Genomic DNA, 24,827 nt, shown 5'->3' on the forward strand with positions numbered 1-24,827 from the left:
TCGCCGAAAAATCGCAGTTTTGCAAGTATTGCCAATGACTGCGATCTGTTTCCAGGTCAGCGAATCGGGATGCCAATGGACTGCAAAAGCTTGCCCTCCCGGTCGTGAAAATTCACCTGGAGCTGCCCGGCATCGACGACCAGGTGTGCAAAGTTATCCTGGCTGATCACGTTGCTGGTCAGTTCATGTCGATAGTCGCCGGAGGCGGTGCGGACCAGGGGTTGATCGAGGACGAACGTGGCGGTCGTAGCATAGGGCAGCATTTTGCTGTTGCACAGCGGTGACGAGACAATGGTGTGGACTTCGAAGTCCGGGTCCTCGCTGTGGGTCAACCGACTGGTCAGCGAGCCGTGGACATCCCCGGAAATGAACACGACATTCTTGATGCGGTGTGTGCGAATGGTCTCCAGCAACCGTAGCCGTTGTTCGGGAAAGGCTTGCCAGGCGTCACCATCCGCGCGTTTTTGGTCAGGGTAGAACATGACACTGGTGACCACGAATTTGACCCGCGCCGGGCTGTTTATCAACCAGTCGCACAAGGCCTGCTCCTGGGCTGCGTCGAGAATGCGTCGGTCAGTGGCCGACAGATTGCGTCGGGTTCGACTGTCGGTAACAAACCATTCGATATCACCCTCAGTAAATTGATACCAGTATTTGTCCAGTCGTTTATTTATCAGTCCGTCATTGGTTAGTGCATGAGCTGGACTATGGCTGGCCTGATACAACTCGTAGGCCCTGATTGCGTTTGCATATAAGTAGTCATCGGACTTGCTCTTGTTGGCGGGCCAGTTGTCCTCTATTTCATGGTCGTCAAGGATCATGTAAGTGGGCAGGTTGGACATTAGCCTCGCGATATTTATCTGCGAAAACGCCACGCGATATTTTTGCAGAATTTCCTTGAGTTCCCGATCAGGGGCAATGATGTTCAAATCATCGACATAGATTTGGTCTCCCGTCATCACCAGGGCGCTGACGGGAGGACTGGCTTGCTCCACCATGCGTGAAATTGAAGCGAAGATTCTGTCGCCCAAGTGAGGGGCGAATGCGATGCCGGCGGTCATGCTCAGGTATCGGCAGGAGCCGACAATGTAGGCTCTTGGCAGGCCAGCCTGGCTGGAGCGGGTACGCAAGTGATAAACCTGCCGTGGCCATTGCAGCGGCAACTCCTTCACCGTATCGACGGTGTGCGCCGGGCTCATCGGGCTGAACCACCCGGCCTGATACTCATAGTCGGAGTCGGCGGACAGGTTGTTTAGTGCAAAGACTTCGCACATGTCGTGCTCGGGTTCGAGTTTCGCAAAGTTGCCTTTTGACCAGTGATCTTCGCCTAGTCGTCTATAACGAATGCCGGCAAAAACCAAAGTGTTTTTATTGTGTTCGCCGCGCAAGAAAATACGCGCGTGATTAGTGGTGGTGTGACCAATAATCGGGCCGACAGTTGGTTTGAGCATGTTTGAGTCCATTCGGCTGCTTACGAATTAGTTAGATGGTTGTTTCGGATGTAATAAGTAGTCTTTCAGCCAAGGCTAGTTATTTGGCCCGAAAAAATATCTGGCAGAAATGGATTCGAGTTGTGGGCGATATCAGCCACAAATGTAGGAAGACGTTTTAAGTAAAAAATTCAGGCAAAAAAAGCCCCGCCAAATTGGCGGGGTTGAGGTACGAGCGTGGCGCTCGGAAACGTGGAACGCAACTGGCCCTCCGGTGAAGGAGGGCCGGTCGGTGTTACAGGAGCATGGTGCGGATGTCGCCCAGCAGGTCGCTCAGACGCTTGGTGAAGCGTGCAGCAGCGGCGCCGTTGATCACACGGTGATCGTAGGACAGCGACAGCGGCAGCATCAGTTTCGGCTGGAAGGCTTTGCCGTCCCAGACTGGCTGGATGGTTGCCTTGGAAACACCGAGGATCGCCACTTCCGGCGCGTTGACGATCGGCGTGAAGCCGGTGCCGCCAATGTGGCCGAGGCTGGAAATGGTGAAGCAGGCGCCTTGCATCTCGTCCGACGAGAGCTTCTTGGTCCGGGCTTTTTCAGCCAGGGAAGCAGCCTCGGCGGCCAGTTGCAGCAGGCTCTTCTGGTCGACGTTCTTGATGACCGGTACCAGCAGGCCATCCGGGGTGTCGACGGCGAAGCCGATATTCACGTATTTCTTGCGGATGATCGCTTTGCCGCTTGGCGCCAGCGAGCTGTTGAAGTCCGGCAGTTCCTTGAGCAGGTGCGCGCAGGTCTTGAGCAGCAACGGCAGGATGGTCAGCTTGACGCCGGCCTTCTCTGCGACGGCTTTCTGGGCAACACGGAACGCTTCGAGCTCGGTGATATCCGCCGAATCGAATTGCGTTACGTGCGGCACGTTCAGCCAGCTGCGGTGCAGGTTGGCGGCGCCGACCTGCATCAGGCGGGTCATCGGCACTTCTTCGATTTCACCGAAGCGGCTGAAGTCCACGACCGGAATCGGCGGGATGCCCGCGCCACCGTTTGCGCCAGCAGCAGCGGCTGGTGCTTCCTTGGCCTTCTGCATCATGGCCTTGACGTAAACCTGCACGTCTTCTTTCAGGATGCGACCGTGCGGACCGCTGGCACCCACTGCGTTCAGCTCGACGCCGAATTCACGGGCCAGTTGACGCACGGCAGGGCCGGCGTGAACCTTGGCGCCCGGCTTGGCTGGAGCAGCAACCGGGGCAGCAACAGGTGCGGCGGCGGCAGGTGCAGCAGCAGCGGCTGGAGCAGGTGCGCTCGGAGCAGCAGCGGCAGGTGCGGTCGCAGCAACAGGTGCGGCCGGCGCAGCGCCTTTGACTTTCAGCTTGAGGATCAGGTCGCCGGTACCGACTTCGTCATCGAGCTTGATGGAAACGCTTTCCACCACGCCAGCGGCAGGCGATGGAATTTCCATGCTCGCCTTGTCGGATTCCAGGGTGATCAGTGACTGGTCGGCCACAACGGTGTCGCCGGCCTTGACCAGGACTTCGATGATCTTGGCCTTGCCCGCCGAACCGATGTCCGGAACGTGGATGTCCTGAACGCTATCGGCCACTGGAGCAGCCGGTGCGGCAGCGGCAGGCGCTGGAGCAGCGGCGGCAGGTGCGGCCGCCTGAGCAGGAGCGGCAGCAGCCGGTGCCGCAGCACCCGCCACTTCCAGGTCCAGAATCAGGTCGCCGGTGCCGACTTCGTCGTTGAGCTTGACGCTGATGGCCTTGACCACGCCAGCGGCAGGCGACGGGATTTCCATGCTCGCCTTGTCCGATTCCAGGGTGATCAGCGACTGATCAGCCGCGACGGTGTCGCCGACCTTGACCTGGATCTCGATGATCTGGGCCTTGCCCGACGAACCGATGTCCGGCACGTGCACTTGCTGAACGCTGGCAGCAGCCGGCGCAGCAGCAGGAGCAGGGGCGGCGGCAGGTGCAGCAGCCGGTTTGGCTTCAGCCTTGGCCGCCGGTGCGGCTGCCGCAGGGGCCGCAGCAGCACCTTCGACTTCCAGCTCCAGCAGTTCGTCGCCTTCTTTCAGGCGATCGCCCAGCTTCACTTTCAGGCTCTTGATGATACCGGCCTTCGGCGCAGGCACTTCCATGCTCGCCTTGTCCGATTCCAGTGTCAGGATGCTCTGGTCGGCTTCGATACGGTCGCCGACCTTCACAAACAGTTCAATTACTTCACCTTCACCGCTGCCGATGTCAGGTACGCGAATGAGTTCGCTCACAGAATCTCTCCTCAGCAGTCCAGTGGGTTGCGTTTTTCCGGGTTGATACCGAACTTGGCGATGGCCTCGGCCACAACCTTAGGTTCGATGTCACCACGGTCAGCCAATGCTTCCAGGGCTGCCAACACCACGAAATGACGGTCGACTTCGAAGAAATGACGCAGTTTCTTGCGGCTGTCGCTGCGGCCGAAACCGTCGGTGCCCAGGACTTTGAATTCCTTGGACGGTACCCACTGACGGATCTGCTCGGCGAACAGCTTCATGTAGTCGGTAGAGGCGATGACCGGACCTTTACGGCCGTTCAGGCACTCTTCGACGTAGCTCAGCTTAGGCTTCTGGCCAGGGTGCAGACGGTTGGTGCGCTCAACGGCCAGGCCGTCGCGACGCAGTTCGTTGAAGCTGGTAACGCTCCACACGTCGGCGCCGACGTTGAACTCCTCACGCAGGATCTTCGCTGCTTCACGGACTTCACGCAGGATGGTGCCGGAGCCCATCAGCTGAACGTGGTGCGCCGCTTCGCGGTTGTCTTCTTCGAGCAGGTACATGCCTTTCTTGATGCCTTCTTCGGCACCGGCCGGCATGGCTGGCTGCTGGTACGACTCGTTCATCACGGTGATGTAGTAGAAGACGTCCTGTTGCTCTTCGGTCATCTTCTTCATGCCGTCCTGAATGATCACCGCCAGCTCGTAGCCGTAGGTTGGATCGTAGGTGCGGCAGTTCGGGATGGTCGAGGCCAGCAGGTGGCTGTGACCGTCTTCGTGTTGCAGGCCTTCACCGTTCAGGGTAGTACGGCCGGCGGTGCCGCCGATCAGGAAGCCACGGGTGCGGCTGTCGCCGGCGGCCCATGCCAGGTCGCCGATACGCTGGAAGCCGAACATCGAGTAGAAGATGTAGAACGGCAGCATCGGCTGGTTGTGGCTGGAGTACGAAGTACCGGCAGCGATGAAGGAGCTCATGGCGCCCGCTTCGTTGATGCCTTCCTCGAGGATCTGGCCCTTCTGGTCTTCCTTGTAGAACATCACCTGGTCTTTATCGACTGGCTCGTAGAGCTGGCCGACGGAGGAGTAGATGCCCAACTGACGGAACATGCCTTCCATACCGAAGGTACGGGCTTCGTCCGGGATGATCGGCACGATGCGCGGACCGATTTCCTTGTCCTTGACCAGTTGCGCGAGGATCCGCACGAAGGCCATGGTGGTGGAGATTTCGCGGTCGCCCGAGCCGTCCAGGATCGCCTTGAGGGTGTCCAGTGGCGGAGTCGGGATGTTGAAGCTCTTGGCGCGACGCTGAGGCACGAAGCCGCCCAGTGCGGTACGGCGCTCGCTCAGGTAACGGGCTTCGGCGCTGCCTTCTTCCGGTTTGAAGAATGGCAGGTTTTCCAGTTCATCGTCCTTGACCGGGATGTCGAAGCGGTCGCGGAACAACTTCAGGCTGTCGACATCGACTTTCTTGGTGTTGTGCGCAGTGTTCTTCGCTTCGCCGGCACCGGTGCCATAACCCTTGATGGTCTTGGCCAGGATGACGGTCGGTTGTTCTTTGTGGTTGACCGCTTCGTGGTACGCCGCGTAGACCTTGTACGGGTCGTGGCCGCCACGGTTGAGTTTCCAGATCTCGTCGTCGGACAGGTCTTCGACCATTGCCTTGAGTTCAGGCGTGTTGAAGAAGTGTTCACGCACGAACGCGCCGTCTTTGGCTTTGTAGTTCTGGTACTCGCCGTCGATGACTTCGTCCATGCGACGTTGCAGGATGCCGTGGGTGTCCTTGGCCAGCAGCGGGTCCCAGAAACGGCCCCAGATGACTTTGGTCACGTTCCACTGAGCGCCGCGGAACACGCCTTCGAGTTCCTGGATGATCTTGCCGTTGCCGCGAACCGGGCCGTCGAGGCGCTGCAGGTTGCAGTTGATGACGAAGATCAGGTTGTCCAGCTTCTCGCGGCCGGCCAGGGAGATCGCGCCCAGGGATTCCGGCTCGTCGCACTCGCCGTCGCCCAGGAAGCACCAGACTTTCTGCTTGCCGGCAGGAATGAAACCACGGTGTTCCAGGTACTTCATGAAGCGTGCCTGGTAGATCGCCTGGATCGGGCCCAGACCCATGGATACGGTCGGGAACTGCCAGAAGTCAGGCATCAGCCAAGGGTGCGGGTAGGACGACAGGCCCTGACCGTCGACTTCCTGGCGGAAGTTGTTCATCTGGTCTTCGGTGATGCGGCCTTCCATGAATGCACGGGCGTAAACGCCTGGCGAGGTGTGGCCCTGGAAGTAGATCAGGTCGCCGCCGTGTTCGTCGCTCGGGGCCTGGAAGAAGTAGTTGAAGCCGATGTCATACAGGGTCGCACTGGAGGCGAAGCTGGAGATGTGACCGCCGAGGTCAGAATCTTTCAGGTTCGTACGCATTACCATGGCCATCGCGTTCCAGCGTACCAGCGAGCGAATGCGGCGTTCCATGAACAGGTCGCCAGGCATGCGTGCTTCGTGGGTTACCGGGATGGTGTTGCGGTAAGGCGTGGTGATGGCGTAAGGCAACTGCGAACCGCTGCGGGTCGCCAGTTCACCCATACGGGTCATCAGATAGTGAGCACGGTCTTCGCCTTCTTTGTCGAGAACCGATTCCAGGGCGTCCAGCCATTCCTGGGTTTCGACGGGATCGAGGTCTTGCATGGCTTGCTCCAGGGCGGAAAGGCTACCAGAATCGGTTGCCTGAGTTTGCGACTGGCCTTGTGGGCAGACGATATAAATTCTTGGATTGCCGATAGGTTGTTCCGGCGGCGTGTAGTTTTACTACAAATCTTCCGGCATTTCAGCCCGGCTAATGTATATACGAGTAGTAAAACTACAGAAGAGCGGCTTGTGGCCCCCGGCTGCGTTGTGAGAATAATCGTTAAGGTTGGTCTTTTTCCAACTACAAAAGGTAAAAGCTTGATGCTGGCTGCCAAAATTAAAGAAATTTCAGCTATTTCTAACTTTTGTTCGACACTCCCTCAGGTAGTGGGTTTTCGAAAACCACTACATGCAGTCCGTTGTACGCCGATCAAGGATAGACCATGAGCCTCCCTTCGCTTGCCGAACTGCCCGCCATTCTCCAGCCGTTTGTCACCCGCGCCGAGCAGTCGTTCCGGGCTGCCGTCGCCGCTCTGGACGATGACCACGGGCTGTCTGCCTGGACGCCGGAACGCTGGGCGCAATTTGCCCGCGTCACCGCCGCCAGCGATTTCGTGATTGAACAGTGTGTTCGTGACCCTTTGATGTTGCTGGAGCTGGTGCAGTCCGGCGAACTGGACCGCAGCTTCGCCCCCGGTGAGTTGTGCGGGCAGATCGCGGCCGCCGTGAACGTGGCCGAGACCGACGATCTGCTTGGCCGCGCCTTGCGCCGCCAGCGCGCACGCCATCAGGTGCGGATCATCTGGCGCGACCTGACCCGCCAGGCTGATTTGATCCAAACCTGCCGCGACCTCTCGGACATGGCCGATGCGAGCATCGATCAGGCCTATCAATGGTTGTACACGCGCCATTGCCAGCAGTTCGGCGTGCCGACCGGCCGGCGCAGCGGCGAGCCGCAGCAGATGGTCATTCTCGGCATGGGCAAGCTCGGTGCCGTGGAGCTGAACCTGTCGTCGGACATTGACCTGATTTTCGCTTATCCCGAGGGTGGCGAAACCGTCGGCGTGAAACGCCCGCTGGATAACCAGGAGTTCTTCATCCGTCTGGGCCAGCGGCTGATCAAGGCCCTGGACCCGATGACTGTCGACGGCTTTGTATTCCGCGTCGACATGCGCTTGCGTCCCTACGGTTCGGCGGGCGCACTGGTGCTGAGCTTCAACGCACTGGAGCAGTATTACCAGGATCAGGGGCGCGACTGGGAGCGCTACGCGATGATCAAGTCGCGGGTGGTGGCCGGTGATCAAGTAGCCGGGGCGCAACTGCAAGACATGCTGCGGCCATTCGTTTACCGGCGTTACCTGGACTTCTCGGCCATCGAAGCGCTGCGCACCATGAAGCAGCTGATCCAGCAGGAAGTGCGGCGCAAGGGCATGGCCGACAACATCAAGCTTGGTTCCGGCGGTATTCGCGAAGTCGAGTTTATTGCCCAGGCGTTCCAGCTTATCCACGGCGGCCGCGATCTGAGCTTGCAGCAGCGCCCACTATTAAAGGTGCTGAGCACGCTGGAAGGTCAGGGTTACCTGCCGCCGGCCGTGATCAGCGAGCTGCGTGAAGGCTACGAATTCCTGCGTTACACCGAACACGCGATTCAGGCGATTGCCGATCGCCAGACGCAAATGTTGCCCAATGGCGAGCAGGATCAGGCGCGCATTGCCTTTATGCTGGGCTTCGCCAACTGGACGGCGTTCCACGAACAACTGATGTATTGGCGCGGCCGAGTGGCCTGGCACTTCGGGCAGGTGATCGCCGATCCCGATGAAGAACAGGGCGCTGAAAGCGAAGTGGTGGTCGGCGGTGAGTGGTTGCCGTTGTGGGAAGAGGCCCAGGACGATGAGGCCGCCTGTCGCCAACTGCAGGAGGGTGGTTTCAAGGATGCTCCCAAAGCCTTGAGAGCCCTGGCCGGCTTGCGCGGTAGCCCGCAATTGAGGGCAATGCAGCGTCTGGGTCGCGAACGTCTCGATGCTTTTATTCCGCGTTTGCTGGCACAGGCCGTGGAACATGACAATCCGGACCTGGTACTGGAACGGGTGCTGCCGCTGGTCGAAGCCGTGGCCCGTCGTTCCGCGTACCTGGTGCTGCTAACCGAGAACCCCAGTGCGTTGCGGCGGTTGCTGACGCTGTGCGCGGCGAGCCCGTGGATCGCCGAGCAAATCACCCGCTTCCCGTTGCTGCTCGACGAATTGCTCAACGAAGGCCGGCTGTTCAAGCCGCCACTGGCGCCAGAACTGGCGGCTGAATTGCGCGAGCGCCTGACACGGATTCCCGAGGACGACCTCGAACAGCAAATGGAAGCCTTGCGCCATTTCAAGCTGGCTCACCGCTTGCGGGTGGCCGCTTCGGAAATCGCCGGCAGCCTGCCGCTGATGAAAGTCAGCGATTACCTGACCTGGCTCGCCGAAGCGATCCTGGAGCAAGTGCTGGCACTGGCCTGGCGGCAAACCGTGGCCAAGTACGGCACGCCGCTGCGCACCGATGGCACCTTGTGCGATCCCGGCTTCATCATTGTCGGTTATGGGAAAGTCGGCGGCCTGGAACTCGGGCATGGTTCGGACCTGGACCTGGTGTTCATCCACGACGGCGATCCGCAGGCTGAAACCGATGGAGCGAAACCCATCGATGGCGCGCAATTTTTCACCCGGCTGGGGCAGCGGATCATTCACTTGCTGACGGCGCAGACCAACTCCGGGCAGCTGTATGAAGTGGACATGCGTCTGCGGCCGTCCGGTGCGTCGGGGTTGCTGGTGAGCTCCCTGGGGGCATTTGCCCGTTATCAGGAGAACGAAGCCTGGACCTGGGAACATCAGGCGCTGGTGCGGGCGCGGGTGTTGGTGGGCAGTCAGGATGTCGGCCAGGCCTTCGAGAAAGTCCGCGCCGCGATATTGGGCAAGGCCCGTGATCTGCCGACCCTGCGCCAGGAGGTCAGCGAGATGCGCGCCAAGATGCGCGATAACCTGGGCAGCAAGAGCACGGCGGCCGGCACCGGGGCAAATGCCTTCGAAGCCACGGCGCCGTTCGATATCAAGCAGGACGCCGGAGGTATCGTCGATATTGAATTTATGGTGCAATACGCGGCCCTGGCGTGGTCCGAAACACACCCGCCATTGCTGCGCTGGACGGACAACATCCGCATTCTGGAAGAGCTGGAGCATGAAGGGCTGATGCCCGTCGAAGATGCCAGCCTGTTGCGTGAAGCGTATAAAGCTTACCGCTCCGCCGCCCACCGGCAGGCCTTGCAGAAGGACCCCGGGGTGATTCCGGGCGATCAGTTCGCGGACGAACGGCGGCAGGTCATGCGGATCTGGCGTGAGCTGGGGCTAAGCTGAAACGGGATATTTGATACGCCAATATTCCCTGTAGGAGCGAGCTTGCTCGCGATGGTCGTTAACGATAACGCGGCGAGCCTGACACCCCGCGGAGCTCTCAGGATCATCGCGAGCAAGCTCGCTCCTACAGTAGATTTGCGTTGTTCTGTAGAATTTTCGAGGCGGGGAGGCGTAGGCCTCCCCGGTTCGTTTATGGAAACCACATGAAAATTCTGATCGTTGGGCCCAGTTGGGTCGGTGACATGGTGATGGCGCAGACACTTTTCCAGTGTCTTAAACAACGCCACCCGCAGTGCGAAATCGACGTGCTGGCCCCCGAGTGGAGCCGGCCGATTCTTGAGCGCATGCCCGAAGTTCGCCAAGCCTTGAGCTTTCCGCTCGGTCACGGTGTCCTGGAGCTGGCAACGCGTCGGCGCATCGGCAAATCCCTGGCTGGCCAGTACGACCAGGCGATCCTGTTGCCCAACTCCCTGAAGTCGGCGCTGGTGCCGTTCTTTGCCGGCATCCCGAAACGCACCGGCTGGCGTGGCGAGTTCCGCTACGGCCTGCTCAATGACGTGCGCACGCTGGACAAGGATCGTTATCCGTTGATGATCGAGCGCTTCATGGCCCTGGCTTACGAGCCGGGCGTTGAATTGCCAAAACCCTATCCGCGCCCGACGCTGCAGATCGACCCGGTTACCCGCGAAGCGGCGCTGGCCAAATTCGGCCTGACCCTCGACCGCCCGGTGTTGGCCCTGTGCCCCGGTGCCGAGTTTGGTGAGTCCAAGCGCTGGCCGTCCGAGCATTACGCCAAGGTTGCCGAAACGAAGATCCGCGAAGGCTGGCAAGTCTGGCTGTTCGGATCGAAAAACGATCACGCCGTAGGCGAAGACATCCGCGCGCGGCTGATTCCCGGCCTGCGTGAAGAATCGGTCAACCTCAGCGGCGGCACCTCGCTGGCAGAAGCCATCGACCTGATGTCCTGCGCCGATGCGGTGGTGTCCAACGATTCCGGTCTGATGCACGTCGCCGCCGCGCTGAACCGCCCGCTGGTTGCGGTCTACGGCTCGACGTCGCCAGGTTTCACGCCACCACTGGCCGAGCACGTCGAAGTCGTTCGCCTGGGTATCGAATGCAGCCCATGCTTCGATCGCACCTGCCGTTTCGGCCATTACAACTGCCTGCGCCAACTCATGCCGCAAGCGGTGAACGAAGCCCTGCAGCGGTTGCAAGGCACTCCGGTCGAGGTCAAATAGCTTGCGGGTTCTGTTGATCAAGACTTCTTCGCTGGGCGACGTCATTCACGCGTTGCCGGCGTTGACCGACGCGGCGCGGGCGATTCCCGGCATCAAATTCGACTGGGTGGTGGAAGAAGGCTTTGCCGAGATCCCGACCTGGCATCCGGCGGTGGGCAAGGTGATTCCGGTGGCGATCCGTCGCTGGCGCAAAAACATCTGGCAGACCATCAAGAGCGGCGAGTGGAAGCGCTTCAAGCAAAGCGTTCGCGCCACGAAATATGATCTGGTGATCGACGCCCAGGGCTTGCTGAAAAGCGCCTGGCTGACCCGTTACGTCAAGGCCCCGGTGGCCGGCCTCGATAAAAGCTCGGCACGCGAGCCCATCGCTGCGCGCTTTTACGATCGACGCCTGGCCGTTGCCCGTGGGCAGCATGCGGTGGAGCGGGTGCGTCAGTTGTTCGCCATTGCGTTGGGCTATGACTTGCCCAAAGGCCTGGGCGATTACGGACTGAATATCGAGCGACTGGTGGAGTTGCCGCGCAAGAATCCGTACGTGGTGTTTCTGCACGGCACCACCTGGGACACCAAGCACTGGCCCGAAGCCTACTGGCGCGAACTGACCGAGCGTGTCGGCTACCTTGGTGTCGGGGTGAAGTTGCCGTGGGGCAATGCGCTGGAGAAAGCCCGGGCCGAGCGCATCGCCGCAGGTTTCAAACATGCCGAAGTGCTGCCAAAACTGAACCTCGCAGGTGTTGGCAAGGTGCTGGCCGGCGCGCAAGCCTGCGTGGCGGTGGACACCGGCCTGGGCCATCTGGCCGCCGCGCTGGATGTGCCGACGCTGTCGCTGTTCGGCCCGACCAACCCGGGCCTGACCGGCGCCTATGGCAAAGTGCAGATTCACATGGCCAGCGACTTCCCTTGCGCACCGTGCCTGCAAAAGAAATGCACTTATCAACCGACGGCAGAAGACGCCCGTCAGTTTGACCTGAAACGCGAGTGGCCGTTGTGCTTCACGCGTCTGAATCCCGAGCGTGTCGCCAGCCGACTGAGCACGTTGTTAATGGCTGAGGAGCTGCGCTGATGCAATTGGCATTTGTCTTGTACAAGTATTTTCCGTTTGGCGGCTTGCAGCGCGATTTCATGCGAATCGCCCTGGAGTGCCAGAAGCGCGGTCATCAGATTCGCGTCTACACGCTGATCTGGGAAGGCGACGTCCCTCCGGGTTTCGAAGTGCTGGTGGCGCCGGTCAAGGCGTTCTTCAACCATCGGCGCAACGAAAAGCTCAGCGAATGGATGGAGGCGGACCTGGCCAAGCGCCCGGTCGACCGCCTGATCGGTTTCAACAAGATGCCGGGCCTGGATGTCTACTACGCGGCCGACGGCTGCTTCGAAGACAAGGCGCAGAACCTGCGTAACTCGCTGTATCGCCGTTGGGGCCGCTATCGCCACTTCGCCGAGTACGAGCGGGCGGTGTTCGCCAAAGAGGCGAAGACCGAGGTGTTGATGATTTCCGAAGTCCAGCAACCGCTGTTCATCAAGCATTACGACACGCCGCTGGAGCGCTTCCACCTGCTGCCACCGGGCATCGCCCAGGACCGTCGCCGGCCGGCAGATGCCGATGAAATTCGCGCAGGGTTCCGCGCTGAATTCGATCTCAAGGACGACGAACTGCTGCTGGTGCAGATCGGCTCCGGGTTCAAGACCAAGGGCGTCGATCGCAGCCTCAAGGCGTTGGCGGCATTGCCCGCTGATCTGAAGAAGCGCACCCGGTTGTTTGTAATTGGCCAGGACGACCCCAAGTTATTCCAGATGCAGAGTGCGACATTGGGGCTCGGCGACAACGTGACGTTCCTCAAGGGCCGCAGCGATATCCCGCGTTTCCTGCTGGGGGCCGACCTGTTGATCCACCCGGCGTACAACGAAAATACTGGCACCGTGCTGCTCGAAGCCCTGGTGGCCGGCCTGCCGGTGCTGGTGAGTGCGGTGTGTGGTTACGCCCATTACATCGCCGAGGCCGATGCGGGCCTGGTGCTGGACGAACCGTTCGATCAGGCACAACTGACGCAGTACCTGACCGGCATGTTGAACGACGCTCAAGCAAGGGCGGCCTGGAGCCGCAAGGGTCTGGCCTTCGCCGAAACGGCCGACCTCTACAGCATGCCGCAGCACGCGGCCGATGTGATTCTGGCGGAGCACGCTTAAATGAAGTTGATGCTGGCTGAACCGTTCAAGAGCCTCTGGGCCGGACGCGACCCGTTCGCCGAAGTCGAGGGGCTCAAGGGCGAGGTGTACCGCGAGCTGGAAGCACGCCGGACATTACGCACGGAAGTCGACGGCAACGGGTTTTTCGTGAAGATCCACCGTGGCATCGGCTGGGGCGAAATCTTCAAGAACCTGCTCACCGCCAAGCTTCCTGTACTGGGTGCCGGTCAGGAGTGGCAGGCCATTCAGCGCCTGCAGGAAGCCGGCGTGCCGACCATGACCGCCGTTGCGTATGGCGAGAAGGGCAGCAACCCGGCCGACCAGCACTCGTTCATCGTCACCGAAGAGCTGGCGCCGACGGTCAGCCTGGAAGATTTCAGTATCAACTGGATCAAGCAGCCGCCCGAGCCAAAGCTCAAGCGCGCGCTGATCGCCGAAGTCGCACGCATGACCGGCATGATGCACCGCGCCGGGGTCAACCACCGCGACTGCTACATCTGCCATTTCCTGCTGCACACCGACAAACCGGTGACCGCCGACGACTTCAAGCTTTCGGTGATCGACCTGCACCGCGCCCAGACCCGCCCGGCGATCACCTCGCGCTGGCGCAACAAGGACCTGGCCGCGCTGTACTTTTCCGCGCTGGACATCGGCCTGACCCGCCGCGACAAGCTGCGTTTCCTCAAGGATTATTTCCAGCAGCCGCTGCGCCAGATCCTGAGTGAAGAGGCGTCTTTGCTGGCCTGGCTCGACGGCAAGGCCAACAAGCTCTATGAGCGTAAACAGCGATACGGGGATGCGCTCTGATGTCGGGTTGGAAACTGGATCCGGCCTACAGCGAGCTGGCCGATGACTTTGGCAGCCTCGAGGCTGTGTTTGCGCTGCAAGGCGAGCGTTTGACCAGTGACGTGCTCTCGGAGGTCATCCGTGTCGAGCGCAATGGCGTCAACTATTACGTCAAACGGTATGTGGGCGCTGGCAAAGGCTTGCGGCGTTACCTGGGCAAGCCTCGGGTGAAGATGGAATGGCAGAACCTCAAGCGCTTCGCCAAGTGGGGCATCCCCACCGCCGAAGTGGTGGCCTGGGGGCTGGAACGGCGCGGTGCGGCCTACGCACGCGGCGCGATGATTACCCGGGAACTGCCGCGTACCGAAGACTTGTCGGCACTGGCCGAGCGCCGCGACCCGAAGCTGTCGGATCGCGCCTGGGTCGATACCGTCAGTCGCCAGCTGGCCCAATACACCCGGACCATGCACGACCACCGCTTCACCCATAATGATTTGAAGTGGCGCAACCTGCTGATCGACGATGAGGCTCGAGTGTTTTTGATCGACTGCCCCAACGGCGATTTCTGGCGCGGTTTCTGGCTCAAGTACCGTATTACCAAGGATCTGGCGTGCCTGGACAAGGTCGCCAAGTATCAATTGTCGGCTACCCAGCGCCTGCGCTTTTACCTGCAATACCGCAACCGGACCCGGCTCAACGCTGCGGACAAAAAACGCATCCGGCACGTGGTGAGATTTTTCGAGGGACGCGAATGACTGACTTTCTGGCCGCTGAAGACCGTGCGCTACTTGAGCGCCATGGACTCGGCACGTTCGAGGCACTCTGGGCCAAACAGCTCGATGCGGTGGATGAACCCAACACCGGTCGCGGCGGCTGGAGCAGCGTGTTTCGGCTGGATCTGGAAGGTCATGGTTTCTACCTCAAGCGCCAAAGCAACTACCTGACCCGCACCTTGCGCGCACCGTTCGGCGAGCCGAGTTTTGCTCGCGAGTTTCGCAACATCTCCCGTTACCGGAAGATGGGCATTCCGGCGCTGGACGCGGTGTTCTACGGGGAGCGCAAGGTCAATGGCGAAGTCCGCGCGATCCTGCTGACCCGTGCCCTGGACGGTTGGGACGACCTCGACTCGCTGTTGCAGCGCTGGGCTCAATTGAGCCCTGAGCAGCATTCGGAAATCCTCAAGGCCAGTGGCGAACTGGCCCGGCAGCTGCACGCCGCACGCCAGGTGCATGGGTGCTTCTATCCCAAGCACATTTTCATGCGCGCCACCGGCAACGGCTATCAGGCTCAATTGATCGACCTGGAAAAGACCCGGCCGCTGCTGTACGGGCAGCGAGACCGAATCAAGGATCTGGAGCCGCTGACACGCCGCGCGCCCGAGTGGGGCGAGTCGCAACTGCGGCAATTGCTGGCTGCCTATCTGGATCAGCCGCAGGACAGCTCGCTGATCGACAGCTGGCTGCAGCGGTTGACCGCGCGGCGCAGCCAGAAGAGGCCGCGCTGATGCGATTGTCCGAACTGAAGTCTGCCGGCCGCACCCCAAGCTTGCCGCTAAGCGTTTCGCTGGCCGACGCAGCCGGCCCCGCCGAGCTGCAACTGCTGAGCCTGTTGCGGGTGTTGCCGGGGCAGCGTTATGTCGGTGCCGGCGTATGGCGTGGCCGGCCGGTGTTGGCCAAATTGCTGGTTGGCAGCAAGGCCGCACGGCATTTTCAGCGCGAGCTGGACGGCGTGCGCCTGCTCTCTGCCCAGGGGCTGACCACGCCGCAGCTGTTGGCCGATGGCCTGAAGGAGGGCGAGGGTGGCTGGCTGCTGTTTGATTTCCTTGAGCAGGCCGAAAGCCTGGGCGACACCTGGAAGCAGGTAGAGCAGCAGCCCGTGCTGTCCGATGGACAAGGGGCGGTGCTGGCCGAGGCGTTGGGCGCAATCGGTCAGATGCATCGCAAGGGTCTGTGGCAGGAAGACCTGCACCTGGACAACTTGCTGCGCCAGGGCGGCCGCCTGTACCTGATCGATGGCGCGGGTATCTGCTGCGAGACACCTGGCCAGCCGCTGTCCCGGCAGAAGGTCCTGGAAAACCTCGGGGTGTTCTTCGCCCAGCTGCCGAAGTCGATCGAACCCTTCATTGAAGAGTTGCTGGTGTATTACCTGCTCAGCAACGGCGAACATGCCTTGCCCATGGAAGCGTTGCAGAAGCAGATCGACAAGGTCCGCAGCTGGCGCCTCAAGGACTTCCTGATCAAGGTCGGCCGCGAGTGCACGCTGTTCAGCGTCCAGCGCGGGGCCTTCGGATTGCGGGCGATTCGCCGCGAAGAAGTGTCGTCGATGGTGCCGGTGCTGGAGCAGGCCGATGCCTTGCTCGATCAGGGGCACCTGTACAAGACCGGCGGTGCGGCGAGCGTCGGCAAGGTCGAGGTGGACGGCCGCACGCTGGTGATCAAGCGCTACAACATCAAGGGTTTTGCCCACTGGCTCAAGCGCTTCTGGCGCCCGAGCCGGGCCTGGCATTCATGGCGCGAAGGCAACCGCCTGGCGTTCCTCGGGATTGCCACTCCCAAGCCGCTGGCATTGTTGGAAAAGCGTTTCCTGTGGCTGCGCAGCCGGGCGTACCTGATCACCGAGTACCTGCCGGGGCCGGACATCATCGAACGTTTTGCGCCGTATGTTGAGCGTGGCGATGCACCGGAAGCCGAGCTGGTGGCGCTGGATCATCTGTTTGCCGAGTTGATTCGCGAGCGTATCAGCCATGGCGACTTCAAGGGTCATAACCTGTTCTGGCAGCAGGGTCGCTGGGCGTTGATCGACCTCGATTCGATGTGCCAGCACAGCTCCCTCGGCAGCTTCGCTCCGGCGTATGCCAGGGATCGTGCGCGGTTCATGCGCAATTGGCCTGAAGGCAGCGCCCTTTACCAGGTCATCGATCAGCGTCTGCCCAAGGACATCTCCAGCGCTGCTTAAACCGCTATCGCGAGCAAGCTCGCTCCCACAGGGATTGGTGGTGAACACAAAGCCTGTGAACACCTCAGTTCAAATGTGGGAGCGAGCCTGCTCGCGATGAGGCCGGAACTGCCAACCGAGAAAGCAGACAAGTTCTTGTGATCCGTCCTACGCGATCTTGGGAAGTCATGAACTGTGGCCCAAATCGCCCCGGTGCTAGTTTGCCTGACTTTTTCGGGGGGCAGGCTGTGACGATCAAAATGGCAGTTACATCGGGTGTTTTATCAATGTCGCTAATGGGCTGCGGGACCTCCGCCACCGTCCTGCAGGATGAAGCCCAGGCCGCGCAGGGGCTGCGCCGGCAAAAGACCTATTGCCAGTCCATTCCCCGGGTCTACAGCGGCCTCGCCTACGACTTCTGTGTACTTAATGCACCGCCAGACCCTACGGGTTTCCTTGTACCACTCATATTGGTGGACTTGGCCGTGTCTGGCGCGCTGGACACCGTTGTCTTGCCGTACACGATTTACCGGCAAAGCGTGGACGGCAGTATTTCCATCTATTGGCGACCTGCACGCGGATAAAAAATGCCGCGGGGCCCCGGCCGTAGTTGCATGCCGCTTGCGGCTAGAGGTTTGCCGCTGCTTTTACGCTATAATCCCGCCCTTTAGCTGTCTCTCGCCCCTTGCGAGGGCACATTAATTTTTGAGGCGCTTGCGCCTGCATGCAGACTAAAGAGGCTAGACCCCTGTGGCATTGACGATTCTTGGCCTGTCCGGCGCCCTTAGCCATGATCCTTCCGCAGCCCTGTATATCGACGGCAAGCTGGTCGCGGCGGCTGAAGAGGAGCGCTTCGTACGCGATAAACATGCAAAGAACCGCATGCCCTACGAATCGGCGAAATTCTGCCTGGAACAGGCCGGTATCAAGCCGTCCGACGTTGACGTGGTCGCGATTCCATTCGCACCGATCAGCCTGTTCGGCAAGGCCCGCTGGCAGTACGCCAAGCGTTACTGGTACGCCCCGGACCGTGCACTCGACGCGATCCTGATGGGCAACCGTCGCTACAAACGCTATCGCAACAAGATCGTCTGGTGCCTGGAGCAACTGGGTTTTGATCCGAAGAAGATCAAGATCGAGCCGGTCGAACACCACCTGGCCCACGCCTCCAGCGCTTATCACTGCTCCGGTTTCAAAGAGAAAACCGCGATCCTGGGCATCGATGGAAAGGGTGAGTACGCCACGACCTTCTTCGGTTATGGCGAAAACGGCAAGATCCACAAGATCAAGGAATTCTTCGATCCGGACTCCCTCGGCGGCCTGTACGGTGCGATCACCGAGTTCCTCGGTTTCGATATGCTCGACGGTGAGTTCAAGGTCATGGGCATGGCGCCGTACGGCGACGCCAGCAAATACGATTTCTCGCGCCTGGCTTCGTTCGAAAACGGCGAGCTGGTGATCAACACCGACTACGCCAACGTCATCGGCCTGCGTCGCTACAAAGAGAAGGGCAAGGGTTACTACTTCTCGCCGAAGCTGATCGAGTGGCTGGGTCCCAAACGCGAAGGCGATATCGCCGACGAGCCTTACATCCACTACGCCGCCAGCATTCAAGCGCTGTTCGAAAAAATTTCGCTGCAGATGATCGACCACTACCTGGGCGACGTGCTCAAGGAAACCGGCAAACTGGCCTATGCCGGTGGCTGTGCGTTGAACGTCAAGCTGAACCAGAAAATCATCGCCCGCGACGACGTCAAGGAGCTGTTCGTACAGCCTGCATCCGGCGATGCCGGCACCGCAGTCGGCGCAGCGGCCTATGTGTCCCACGCCCGTGGCGTACCGGTCGAGAAGATGGAACACGTCTACCTTGGCCCGTCGTACAGCAACGAAGATGTTATTGCTGCGTGCGCCCGTCACGAGAATAAGCCAACCTGGCGCAAGCTCGACAACATGCCGGACCAGATCGCCAAGATCATGGTCGACGGCAACCCGGTGGCCTGGTTCCAGGGCCGCATGGAGTTCGGTCCGCGTGCACTGGGTGGTCGCTCGATCATCGGTTGCCCGAGCATTGCGGGCGTCGCTGACCGGATCAACCACCAGATCAAGTTCCGCGAGCGCTGGAGGCCTTTCTGCCCGTCGATGCTCGACACCGTGGCGCCGCAGATGATCAAGATCGATCACCCTGCTCCGTTCATGACCTTTACCTTCGAAGTGGCGGAAGAATGGAAGACCCGCGTGCCGGAAGTCGTCCATGAAGACGGCACCTCCCGCGCCCAGGTGCTCAAGCGCGAATACAACCCGCGTTACTACGACATGATGAAAGCGCTGGAAGTGCTCACCGGCAACGGTGTGTCGCTGAACACGTCGCTCAACCGTCGCGGCGAGCCGATGATCTGCTCTCCGACCGACGCCCTGAACATGTTCTTCGGTTCGGATCTACAGTATCTGATCATGGAAGACATCCTGGTGGTCAAAGAGGGCGCGAACGCCTATGACACGTTCGGCTGAACGTCATGTGCTGCAGTTCTGCCACGGCTATGACGGGCCGTTCCTGGACTGCGCACGGCAGTACGCCAGCCTGTTCGCGGGGACCGGTTATCGAGTGACCACGGTGTTTCTCACCGGGGTTGCCGATGCCGAAGTCGCCGAGGGCTGCGCCTCCGACGAAGTGCTGTTCATGGAGTACAGCTCCAAGGCCATTCGCGGCCTGAAGCTGGGTGCCATCGGCGATCTGCGCAAGATCGCCGCGTCGCGAAACTTCAGTTTCTGCATCGCCCACCGCTTCAAGCCGATCTATATCGCCTTGCTCGGCACGTCGTTGCCGGTGATTGGCGTGCACCACGCTTTTGACGATTACAAACGTGGCAGCCGCAAACTGTTCGCGCATATCTTTCGCAAGCGTTTGAGTCTGCTCGGTGTGTCCGACGCCGTGCGCGACGACATGCGCCAATGCCTGCCGAAGTGGCCGGCTTCGCGGATCCAGACCTTGTACAACCGTATCGATGTGGGCGCCTTGCAGGCGACCCAGGTGTCGGCTCGCGAGGCCCGGGAAACCCTCGGTTTGTCAGCGGATGCGTGGATCGTCGGCAACGTCGGGCGGCTGCATCCGGACAAGGACCAGGCCACATTGCTGCAGGGTTTCGCCGAGGCATTGCCGGGGTTGCCCGCCAACAGCCAGCTGGTGATTCTCGGCAAGGGGCGCCTGGAGGAGAACCTCAAGGCACAGGCTCGGGAACTGGGTATCGGTGACCGGGTTCTGTTCCTTGGTCAGGTGCCGGATGCGCGTAACTACTTCCGGGCCTTCGATGTGTTCGCCCTGAGTTCCGATCACGAACCGTTCGGCATGGTGCTGCTGGAGGCCATGGCCGCCGGCGTACCCTTGCTCGCCACGGCGTGCGGCGGAGCGAAAGAAGTGGTCGAAGGCGTGGGCATCCTGTTCCCGTTGGGCGATGCCGAGCGTCTGGCCCAAGGGCTGCAACATCTGGTCGGCATGGATGATCAGCAACGCCGGCAGTGTGCCGAGTTGATGCTCGAGCGCTTGCGCGAACGCTTTTCCGACCGCGCAGTACGCGATGCTTTCTGGCACTTGCCGCACGTTACCGAACTGGCACAGAGGGGCTGATGCTCAACCGATTTCAAGGCTGGCGCGAGCGTGGCTGGGCGGTAGTCGACGCCTCGACTTACGCCGAAACCTGGCAGCGTTATGGCGGCAGCGTCGCGACTCATCCCGTGGTGGTCGAGCGGCTGGCGCAACTGGCTGACATTCCGGTGCGTTACCTGGCCTGGGTGCAGGGCGATGAGGTCAAGGCGGCGATCCCGACCTGGGGCCGCGACCTGGCCTTGTCCAAGGACGTGCTCAAGCGTCGCGGCAAGAAAGGTCTGTTCGACCTGGGCAACGCCGAGATCATCCTGCCGGCCGCTACCGATACCCAGGCGCCTTTGCGCCATCGCGCGCGGTATCTGTCGGCGCTGAATGAAGGCCGTTTCACTGGCATCAAGTTGCAAACCGAACAACTGGCCATGGCTCGCACACCCGAAGAGCTGTCGAAAAAGTTTCGCTATAACCAGCGCCGCGAATTGCGCTTGCTGGAAGAGGCCGGTGGCGTGGTGCGGCCGGTGTCCGAATTTTCCAGCTTCGATCTGGCAGCGATTTATTGCGATCTGTTCCAGCGCCGCTGGGGTTTCCCGGCGACGGGTGCCGAGCGCATGGCCGAGGTCATCGAGTTGCTGCGCGAGTTGCTGATCGGTTCGGTGATTTTCCTCAACGATGCACCGATTGCGATTCAACTGGTGTACCGCGTCGAAACCCCGCAGTGGATCAGCGTCGAGTACATCAACGGTGGGGTCGATCCCGAGACTCGCGAGTTCAGCCCAGGCAGTGTGTTGAGTTTCCTCAATACGCAAAGCGCCTGGGAACATGCCCGGGCGCAGGACAAACCGTTGCGCTTTTCCTTCGGTCGCGCCGACCGTGAATACAAGGATCGCTGGTGCAACCCCGTGCCGGTCTTCACCGTATGAGCCAAGCCATGAGCCGCAAACAGCAACTGCTCAAGCGCCATCGGCGCAATAAACGTATCGGCCTGCTGATTGCGCTGGTGCTGTTGATCGTCATGGGTGTGGTGGTGGCCTGGTGGTTGCCGCTGGTGCTGGCGGTTCTGGGCTGGATTGCCCACGAAGCCTGGTTTGCCGACCATCTGTTCTACTCACCGAAAGACGATTACCAGTACAGCTTTCCCCCCTACACGCCGCAGCCCAAGGTGCACCTGAACGGTGAACATTTGCGGCTGGACGAAGGGGTGATGCTGGTCGACGACGCGACGCTGGTGCTGGCCCTGCGGGTAAAAAGCACTTGGCTGGGTCGTTTTTTCGATCCGGTGGTCGAGTTGGCGGGGGGCGAAAACCCTGACCGACAAACCTTCGAACGGGGCGTAAACGGCCTGCGTTACCTCAATCTCAGTGGTCAGGCTCAGGCGCTGTCGAGTGGTGACCTGCGCTTGCGCGGACGTTTCTGTCGCGTGTTCGGTGAGCCTGTGCTGTGGGCACTGGAACATCCGGATTACCGACGTCAGCGAGTGATGGTCATCGCGCCCCACGCCGATGACGCCGAACTGGCGGCCTACGGCTTGTACAGCCAGGCCGACGAAACCTGGATCGTCACGCTGACAGCGGGCGAAATCGAAGCCGAACACTACCGGCAGATGGGCCTGAACAAGGTCGATGCGGCCCGCTTGAAAGGCCGTCTGCGTACCTGGGACAGCATCGCCGTGCCACGTTGGGGCGGTGTACCCGAGGCCCGCTGCGTACAACTGGGTTATTTCTGTCTGCAACTGGCGAGCATGCAGGCCGCGCCTGCGGTGGCGGCAGGATCGCGGGAAGCGGACCTGTGCGACACCCGCCTGTTCCGCCAGTTGAATCCTTTCGCGCTGCCGGGCGATGCCGATGGCGCGCCGACCTGGAACAATCTGCTGGCGGATCTGCGAGAGTTGCTGCTGCGGGCCCGGCCCGAAGTTATCGTCCTGCCGCATCCGACCCTGGATCCGCATCCCGATCATATCTGCGCCCAGGCGGCAGTCCTCGAAGCCTTGCAAGGCCTGGACTGGCAGCCGACTACGCTGTTGGGCTATGCCAACCACTTGCACGACAACGACCGCTGGCCGATGGGCGATACCGGTGACGGCATCGCCTTGCCGCCTGCCTTCGACCCGGCCCAACCGATGCAGCCTTATTGCCTGCCCTTGCCGCTGGAGCAACAGCGAGACAAGGCCATGGCGTTGGGCATGATGCACGACCTGCAGCCGGCGATGCCGTTCAAGCGTCGCTTGCGCCGGTTGATACAACGCTTGTTGGCCGGCCGGTTGCCGCCCACCTATGGCCAGAATGAATTCTTTCGCAAGGCTGTCCGGCGCCACGAGCTTTTGTGGTCCATCAAGCACACACCAGGCAACGTTTCTCAGCGGGGAGAGTTATGAGTCAGCGGTCAAAGGTCCTGCAACTGCAGCCTGACTACAACGTCAAAGCCCATGATTTCGCCGACCTCGCGGAGCAAATCGTCAAGGCCCTGCCCAGTGATCGCTATGAAGTGACCGCTGCGTTTCTGCGCGGCAAACCCGGGCCGGGCGAAGCGGTGAGCCGGGCCGACCGTTCGGTGTACTTCGAGTTTTCCGACAAGTCCCTCAAGGGCATGCGCCTGCGGGCCATGTGGCAGCTGTACAAGTTCTGCCGTCGGGAAAAATTCGATGTGGTGATCTGCAACCGCTTCAAGCCGGTGAACATGATGCTGGCGCTCAACCGCTGGTTGAAAGTGCCATTGTGCATCGGCATTTCCCACGGCTTTGGCGAGTACGACCGTTTTTACCGGCGCCGCCAGACCCAGCGCCTGATCGATCGTCACTGGCGCTTCGTCGGCGTGTCGCCTGCGGTGAAACAGTATCTGCTGGACTGTGACTGCGGCTTCACCGACCAGAATACCTACGCCATCACCAATGCCATCGACATCGAGCAAGCCGAAGGTCTGCAACACAGCCGTGAAAAGGCCCGTGAACTGTTGGGTATCGATCCGTCGGTGCGGCTGATCGGTGCGTTGGGGCGGCTGGTGCCGGTCAAAGGCCATATCTATTTGCTGCAGGCCTTTGCCGCGCTCAAGGACAAATACCCCAATACCCAGTTGGCGATCATCGGCGCCGGCCGCGAAGAGTCGCGCCTGGCGGCGGAAATCGACCGCCTCGGCCTCAGTGGTCGCGCCCATTTGCTGGGGTTCAAGGAAATTGCCCTGCAGTACATTCGCGCTTTCGACATCTGGACCATGCCCTCCCTGGCCGAAGGCCTCGGGCTGGCGCTGCTTGAAGGCATGAGCGGGCATTTGCCGGTGATTGCCTCGAACGTGCCGGCCATGTTGCCGCTCATCGAGGGGGCCGGTGGCCTGGCGATTACGCCGAAGGATGTGCCGACGCTGCAGGCGGCGCTGGACACTTACCTTGGCCTTTCCGATGAAGAGCTCAAGGCCAAGGGCGAGCAGGCTTTCCGTTATCTGCAACAACACCATGACATCGAGGAGTTCCGTCGCGAATACCTCAATCTGATCGACTCCGGCCTGGAACAGGCCCGCAAGGAACAGCCATGAGCGACGCGCAACCCATCGTCACGGTCATTATCGCGTCGTACAACCACGCTCCTTACATTGAGGAAAGCATTCTCAGCGTCCTCAACCAGACCTATCGGAACATCGAGTTGCTGGTGGTCGATGATGGCTCGAAAGATGACAGCGTCGAGCGGATCAAGGCGTTGCAGGTCATCCATGGTTTCGACTTCCGGGTTCAGGAAAACCAGGGGCTGACCAATACACTCAACGGTGCGATTGCCCGGGCAAAGGGCAGCCTGATCGTGCCGTTCGGTTCGGATGACATCATGCTGCCGGAGCGAATCGCCGCCCAGGTCGCGCATATGGACGGCAAGCCCGAGGTCGGCATTTGCGCCGGTAACATCGAACTGATCGATGCCGACGGCAATCTCTATCCCGAGAAACGCCAGCGCCGGGATGTGCCGTTCCGTCGCCTGGACTTCGATGACATGTTCCTGGAGCGCAAGCCCTATCCTCCGGCACCCACCCTGATGATCCGTCGCGAAGCGCTGGACAAGGTGGGCGGTTTCGACCCGACCATTCGCCTGGAAGACTTGCTGATCGAGTTGAAGGTGACCCATGCCGGTTACTTCATCGATGGTCTGAATGTGTTGATGGCGCGCTATCGCAAGCACGCCACCAACTCCTACAAGAACCACCGTTTCATGATCGACAGCATCCTGCGCACCTACGCGCTCTTCAGCGATCACCCGCTGTATGACGAGGTGCGCTACAAGTTTCTCAATTCCATGTTCCTCAAGACCGCCAACCGTGATCGCAAGCTGGCGCGGGAGTTGCTGGCGCAGATTCCGTTAAAGGCCTGGAACAAGAAAACCTGGCGTGGGCTGGGCCGTATGTTCTTCTCACGGGTGGAGAAAGGCTGAGCCAAAGGCTG

General features: G+C 60.7%; 18 protein-coding genes and 1 pseudogene. 16 read left to right on the forward strand and 3 right to left on the reverse strand.

Going from position 1 to position 24,827, the window contains the following annotated elements:
* Positions 1 to 56: 56 nt before the first annotated feature.
* The 3 genes from AC3IP0_RS02145 to aceE form a co-directional block, all read right to left on the reverse strand.
* Positions 57 to 1,451, reverse strand: a complete 1,395-nt coding sequence (locus AC3IP0_RS02145; RefSeq protein WP_489326568.1) for an alkaline phosphatase D family protein — start codon at positions 1,449 to 1,451, stop codon at positions 57 to 59.
* Between the two features lie 274 nt (positions 1,452 to 1,725).
* Positions 1,726 to 3,693: a dihydrolipoyllysine-residue acetyltransferase gene (aceF, locus tag AC3IP0_RS02150; RefSeq protein WP_489318075.1), complete on the reverse strand. Its 1,968-nt coding sequence runs from the start codon at positions 3,691 to 3,693 to the stop codon at positions 1,726 to 1,728.
* Positions 3,694 to 3,704: 11 nt separating this feature from the next.
* A complete protein-coding gene (gene aceE / locus AC3IP0_RS02155; RefSeq protein WP_489326569.1) occupies positions 3,705 to 6,350 on the reverse strand; it encodes a pyruvate dehydrogenase (acetyl-transferring), homodimeric type in 2,646 nt (881 codons plus the stop codon).
* A 383-nt stretch (positions 6,351 to 6,733) separates the two neighbouring features.
* On the opposite strand from aceE, the gene glnE reads away from it, so the two are divergent.
* The 16 genes and pseudogenes from glnE (at position 6,734) to AC3IP0_RS02235 (ending at position 24,816) form a co-directional block, all read left to right on the forward strand.
* Positions 6,734 to 9,673: a bifunctional [glutamate--ammonia ligase]-adenylyl-L-tyrosine phosphorylase/[glutamate--ammonia-ligase] adenylyltransferase gene (gene glnE / locus AC3IP0_RS02160; protein ID WP_489318077.1), complete on the forward strand. Its 2,940-nt coding sequence runs from the start codon at positions 6,734 to 6,736 to the stop codon at positions 9,671 to 9,673.
* A gap of 6 nt (positions 9,674 to 9,679) precedes the next feature.
* Positions 9,680 to 9,805, forward strand: a pseudogene (locus tag AC3IP0_RS02165) (outer membrane lipoprotein carrier protein LolA); the annotation flags it as partial.
* A 71-nt stretch (positions 9,806 to 9,876) separates the two neighbouring features.
* A complete protein-coding gene (gene waaF / locus AC3IP0_RS02170) occupies positions 9,877 to 10,911 on the forward strand; it encodes a lipopolysaccharide heptosyltransferase II (protein WP_489326571.1) in 1,035 nt (344 codons plus the stop codon).
* 1 nt (position 10,912) lies between these two features.
* Positions 10,913 to 11,974: a lipopolysaccharide heptosyltransferase I gene (gene waaC / locus AC3IP0_RS02175; RefSeq protein ID WP_489318079.1), complete on the forward strand. Its 1,062-nt coding sequence runs from the start codon at positions 10,913 to 10,915 to the stop codon at positions 11,972 to 11,974.
* Complete coding sequence (locus AC3IP0_RS02180; protein WP_223447532.1) at positions 11,974 to 13,095, forward strand: glycosyltransferase family 4 protein; 1,122 nt, start codon at positions 11,974 to 11,976, stop codon at positions 13,093 to 13,095. Before waaC ends, AC3IP0_RS02180 begins: the two co-directional genes overlap by 1 nt.
* Positions 13,096 to 13,902, forward strand: coding sequence for a lipopolysaccharide core heptose(I) kinase RfaP (gene rfaP, locus AC3IP0_RS02185; protein WP_489318080.1), 807 nt, complete (start codon positions 13,096 to 13,098; stop codon positions 13,900 to 13,902).
* The gene (locus AC3IP0_RS02190; RefSeq protein WP_046039745.1) at positions 13,902 to 14,636 is read left to right on the forward strand and encodes a lipopolysaccharide kinase InaA family protein; all 735 of its coding nucleotides are present in this window, start codon (positions 13,902 to 13,904) and stop codon (positions 14,634 to 14,636) included. Before rfaP ends, AC3IP0_RS02190 begins: the two co-directional genes overlap by 1 nt.
* Complete coding sequence (locus AC3IP0_RS02195) at positions 14,633 to 15,385, forward strand: lipopolysaccharide kinase InaA family protein (protein ID WP_489318081.1); 753 nt, start codon at positions 14,633 to 14,635, stop codon at positions 15,383 to 15,385. Before AC3IP0_RS02190 ends, AC3IP0_RS02195 begins: the two co-directional genes overlap by 4 nt.
* Positions 15,385 to 16,836: a lipopolysaccharide kinase InaA family protein gene (locus tag AC3IP0_RS02200; RefSeq protein ID WP_489326572.1), complete on the forward strand. Its 1,452-nt coding sequence runs from the start codon at positions 15,385 to 15,387 to the stop codon at positions 16,834 to 16,836. Before AC3IP0_RS02195 ends, AC3IP0_RS02200 begins: the two co-directional genes overlap by 1 nt.
* A 227-nt stretch (positions 16,837 to 17,063) precedes the next feature.
* Positions 17,064 to 17,399, forward strand: a complete 336-nt coding sequence (locus AC3IP0_RS02205; protein ID WP_489326574.1) for a YceK/YidQ family lipoprotein — start codon at positions 17,064 to 17,066, stop codon at positions 17,397 to 17,399.
* 166 nt (positions 17,400 to 17,565) lie between these two features.
* On the forward strand, positions 17,566 to 19,323 hold the full coding sequence (locus AC3IP0_RS02210) for a carbamoyltransferase family protein (RefSeq protein ID WP_489326575.1): 1,758 nt from the start codon (positions 17,566 to 17,568) through the stop codon (positions 19,321 to 19,323).
* Positions 19,307 to 20,437 (forward strand): glycosyltransferase, encoded by a 1,131-nt coding sequence (locus tag AC3IP0_RS02215; RefSeq protein ID WP_489318085.1) that lies wholly within the window; start codon positions 19,307 to 19,309, stop codon positions 20,435 to 20,437. Before AC3IP0_RS02210 ends, AC3IP0_RS02215 begins: the two co-directional genes overlap by 17 nt.
* Positions 20,437 to 21,333: an antimicrobial resistance protein Mig-14 gene (locus AC3IP0_RS02220; protein WP_489318086.1), complete on the forward strand. Its 897-nt coding sequence runs from the start codon at positions 20,437 to 20,439 to the stop codon at positions 21,331 to 21,333. Before AC3IP0_RS02215 ends, AC3IP0_RS02220 begins: the two co-directional genes overlap by 1 nt.
* 8 nt (positions 21,334 to 21,341) lie before the next feature.
* The gene (locus tag AC3IP0_RS02225; RefSeq protein ID WP_489318087.1) at positions 21,342 to 22,784 is read left to right on the forward strand and encodes a PIG-L family deacetylase; all 1,443 of its coding nucleotides are present in this window, start codon (positions 21,342 to 21,344) and stop codon (positions 22,782 to 22,784) included.
* Positions 22,781 to 23,935, forward strand: coding sequence for a glycosyltransferase family 4 protein (locus AC3IP0_RS02230; protein ID WP_489318088.1), 1,155 nt, complete (start codon positions 22,781 to 22,783; stop codon positions 23,933 to 23,935). The genes AC3IP0_RS02225 and AC3IP0_RS02230 overlap by 4 nt, the downstream gene beginning before the upstream one ends.
* Positions 23,932 to 24,816 carry a glycosyltransferase gene (locus AC3IP0_RS02235; protein ID WP_489326576.1) on the forward strand — a complete coding sequence of 295 codons (885 nt, stop codon included), beginning with the start codon at positions 23,932 to 23,934 and terminating at the stop codon, positions 24,814 to 24,816. The genes AC3IP0_RS02230 and AC3IP0_RS02235 overlap by 4 nt, the downstream gene beginning before the upstream one ends.
* Positions 24,817 to 24,827: the final 11 nt, after the last annotated feature.

The organism is Pseudomonas sp. GL_103 (assembly GCF_057835175.1).

Bases quoted from the DNA above. Each gene is read 5' to 3' on its own strand.
- AC3IP0_RS02195 (WP_489318081.1), top strand. From the start codon at position 14,633: ATGACTGACTTTCTGGCCGCTGAAGACCGTGCGCTACTTGAGCGCCAT.
- AC3IP0_RS02190 (WP_046039745.1), top strand. From the start codon at position 13,902: ATGTCGGGTTGGAAACTGGATCCGGCCTACAGCGAGCTGGCCGATGAC.
- AC3IP0_RS02235 (WP_489326576.1), top strand. From the start codon at position 23,932: ATGAGCGACGCGCAACCCATCGTCACGGTCATTATCGCGTCGTACAAC.
- AC3IP0_RS02225 (WP_489318087.1), top strand. From the start codon at position 21,342: ATGAGCCGCAAACAGCAACTGCTCAAGCGCCATCGGCGCAATAAACGT.
- rfaP (WP_489318080.1), top strand. From the start codon at position 13,096: ATGAAGTTGATGCTGGCTGAACCGTTCAAGAGCCTCTGGGCCGGACGC.
- AC3IP0_RS02200 (WP_489326572.1), top strand. From the start codon at position 15,385: ATGCGATTGTCCGAACTGAAGTCTGCCGGCCGCACCCCAAGCTTGCCG.
- AC3IP0_RS02220 (WP_489318086.1), top strand. From the start codon at position 20,437: ATGCTCAACCGATTTCAAGGCTGGCGCGAGCGTGGCTGGGCGGTAGTC.
- AC3IP0_RS02180 (WP_223447532.1), top strand. From the start codon at position 11,974: ATGCAATTGGCATTTGTCTTGTACAAGTATTTTCCGTTTGGCGGCTTG.
- AC3IP0_RS02215 (WP_489318085.1), top strand. From the start codon at position 19,307: ATGACACGTTCGGCTGAACGTCATGTGCTGCAGTTCTGCCACGGCTAT.
- AC3IP0_RS02145 (WP_489326568.1), bottom strand. From the start codon at position 1,451: ATGCTCAAACCAACTGTCGGCCCGATTATTGGTCACACCACCACTAAT.
- waaF (WP_489326571.1), top strand. From the start codon at position 9,877: ATGAAAATTCTGATCGTTGGGCCCAGTTGGGTCGGTGACATGGTGATG.
- glnE (WP_489318077.1), top strand. From the start codon at position 6,734: ATGAGCCTCCCTTCGCTTGCCGAACTGCCCGCCATTCTCCAGCCGTTT.
- aceE (WP_489326569.1), bottom strand. From the start codon at position 6,350: ATGCAAGACCTCGATCCCGTCGAAACCCAGGAATGGCTGGACGCCCTG.
- AC3IP0_RS02230 (WP_489318088.1), top strand. From the start codon at position 22,781: ATGAGTCAGCGGTCAAAGGTCCTGCAACTGCAGCCTGACTACAACGTC.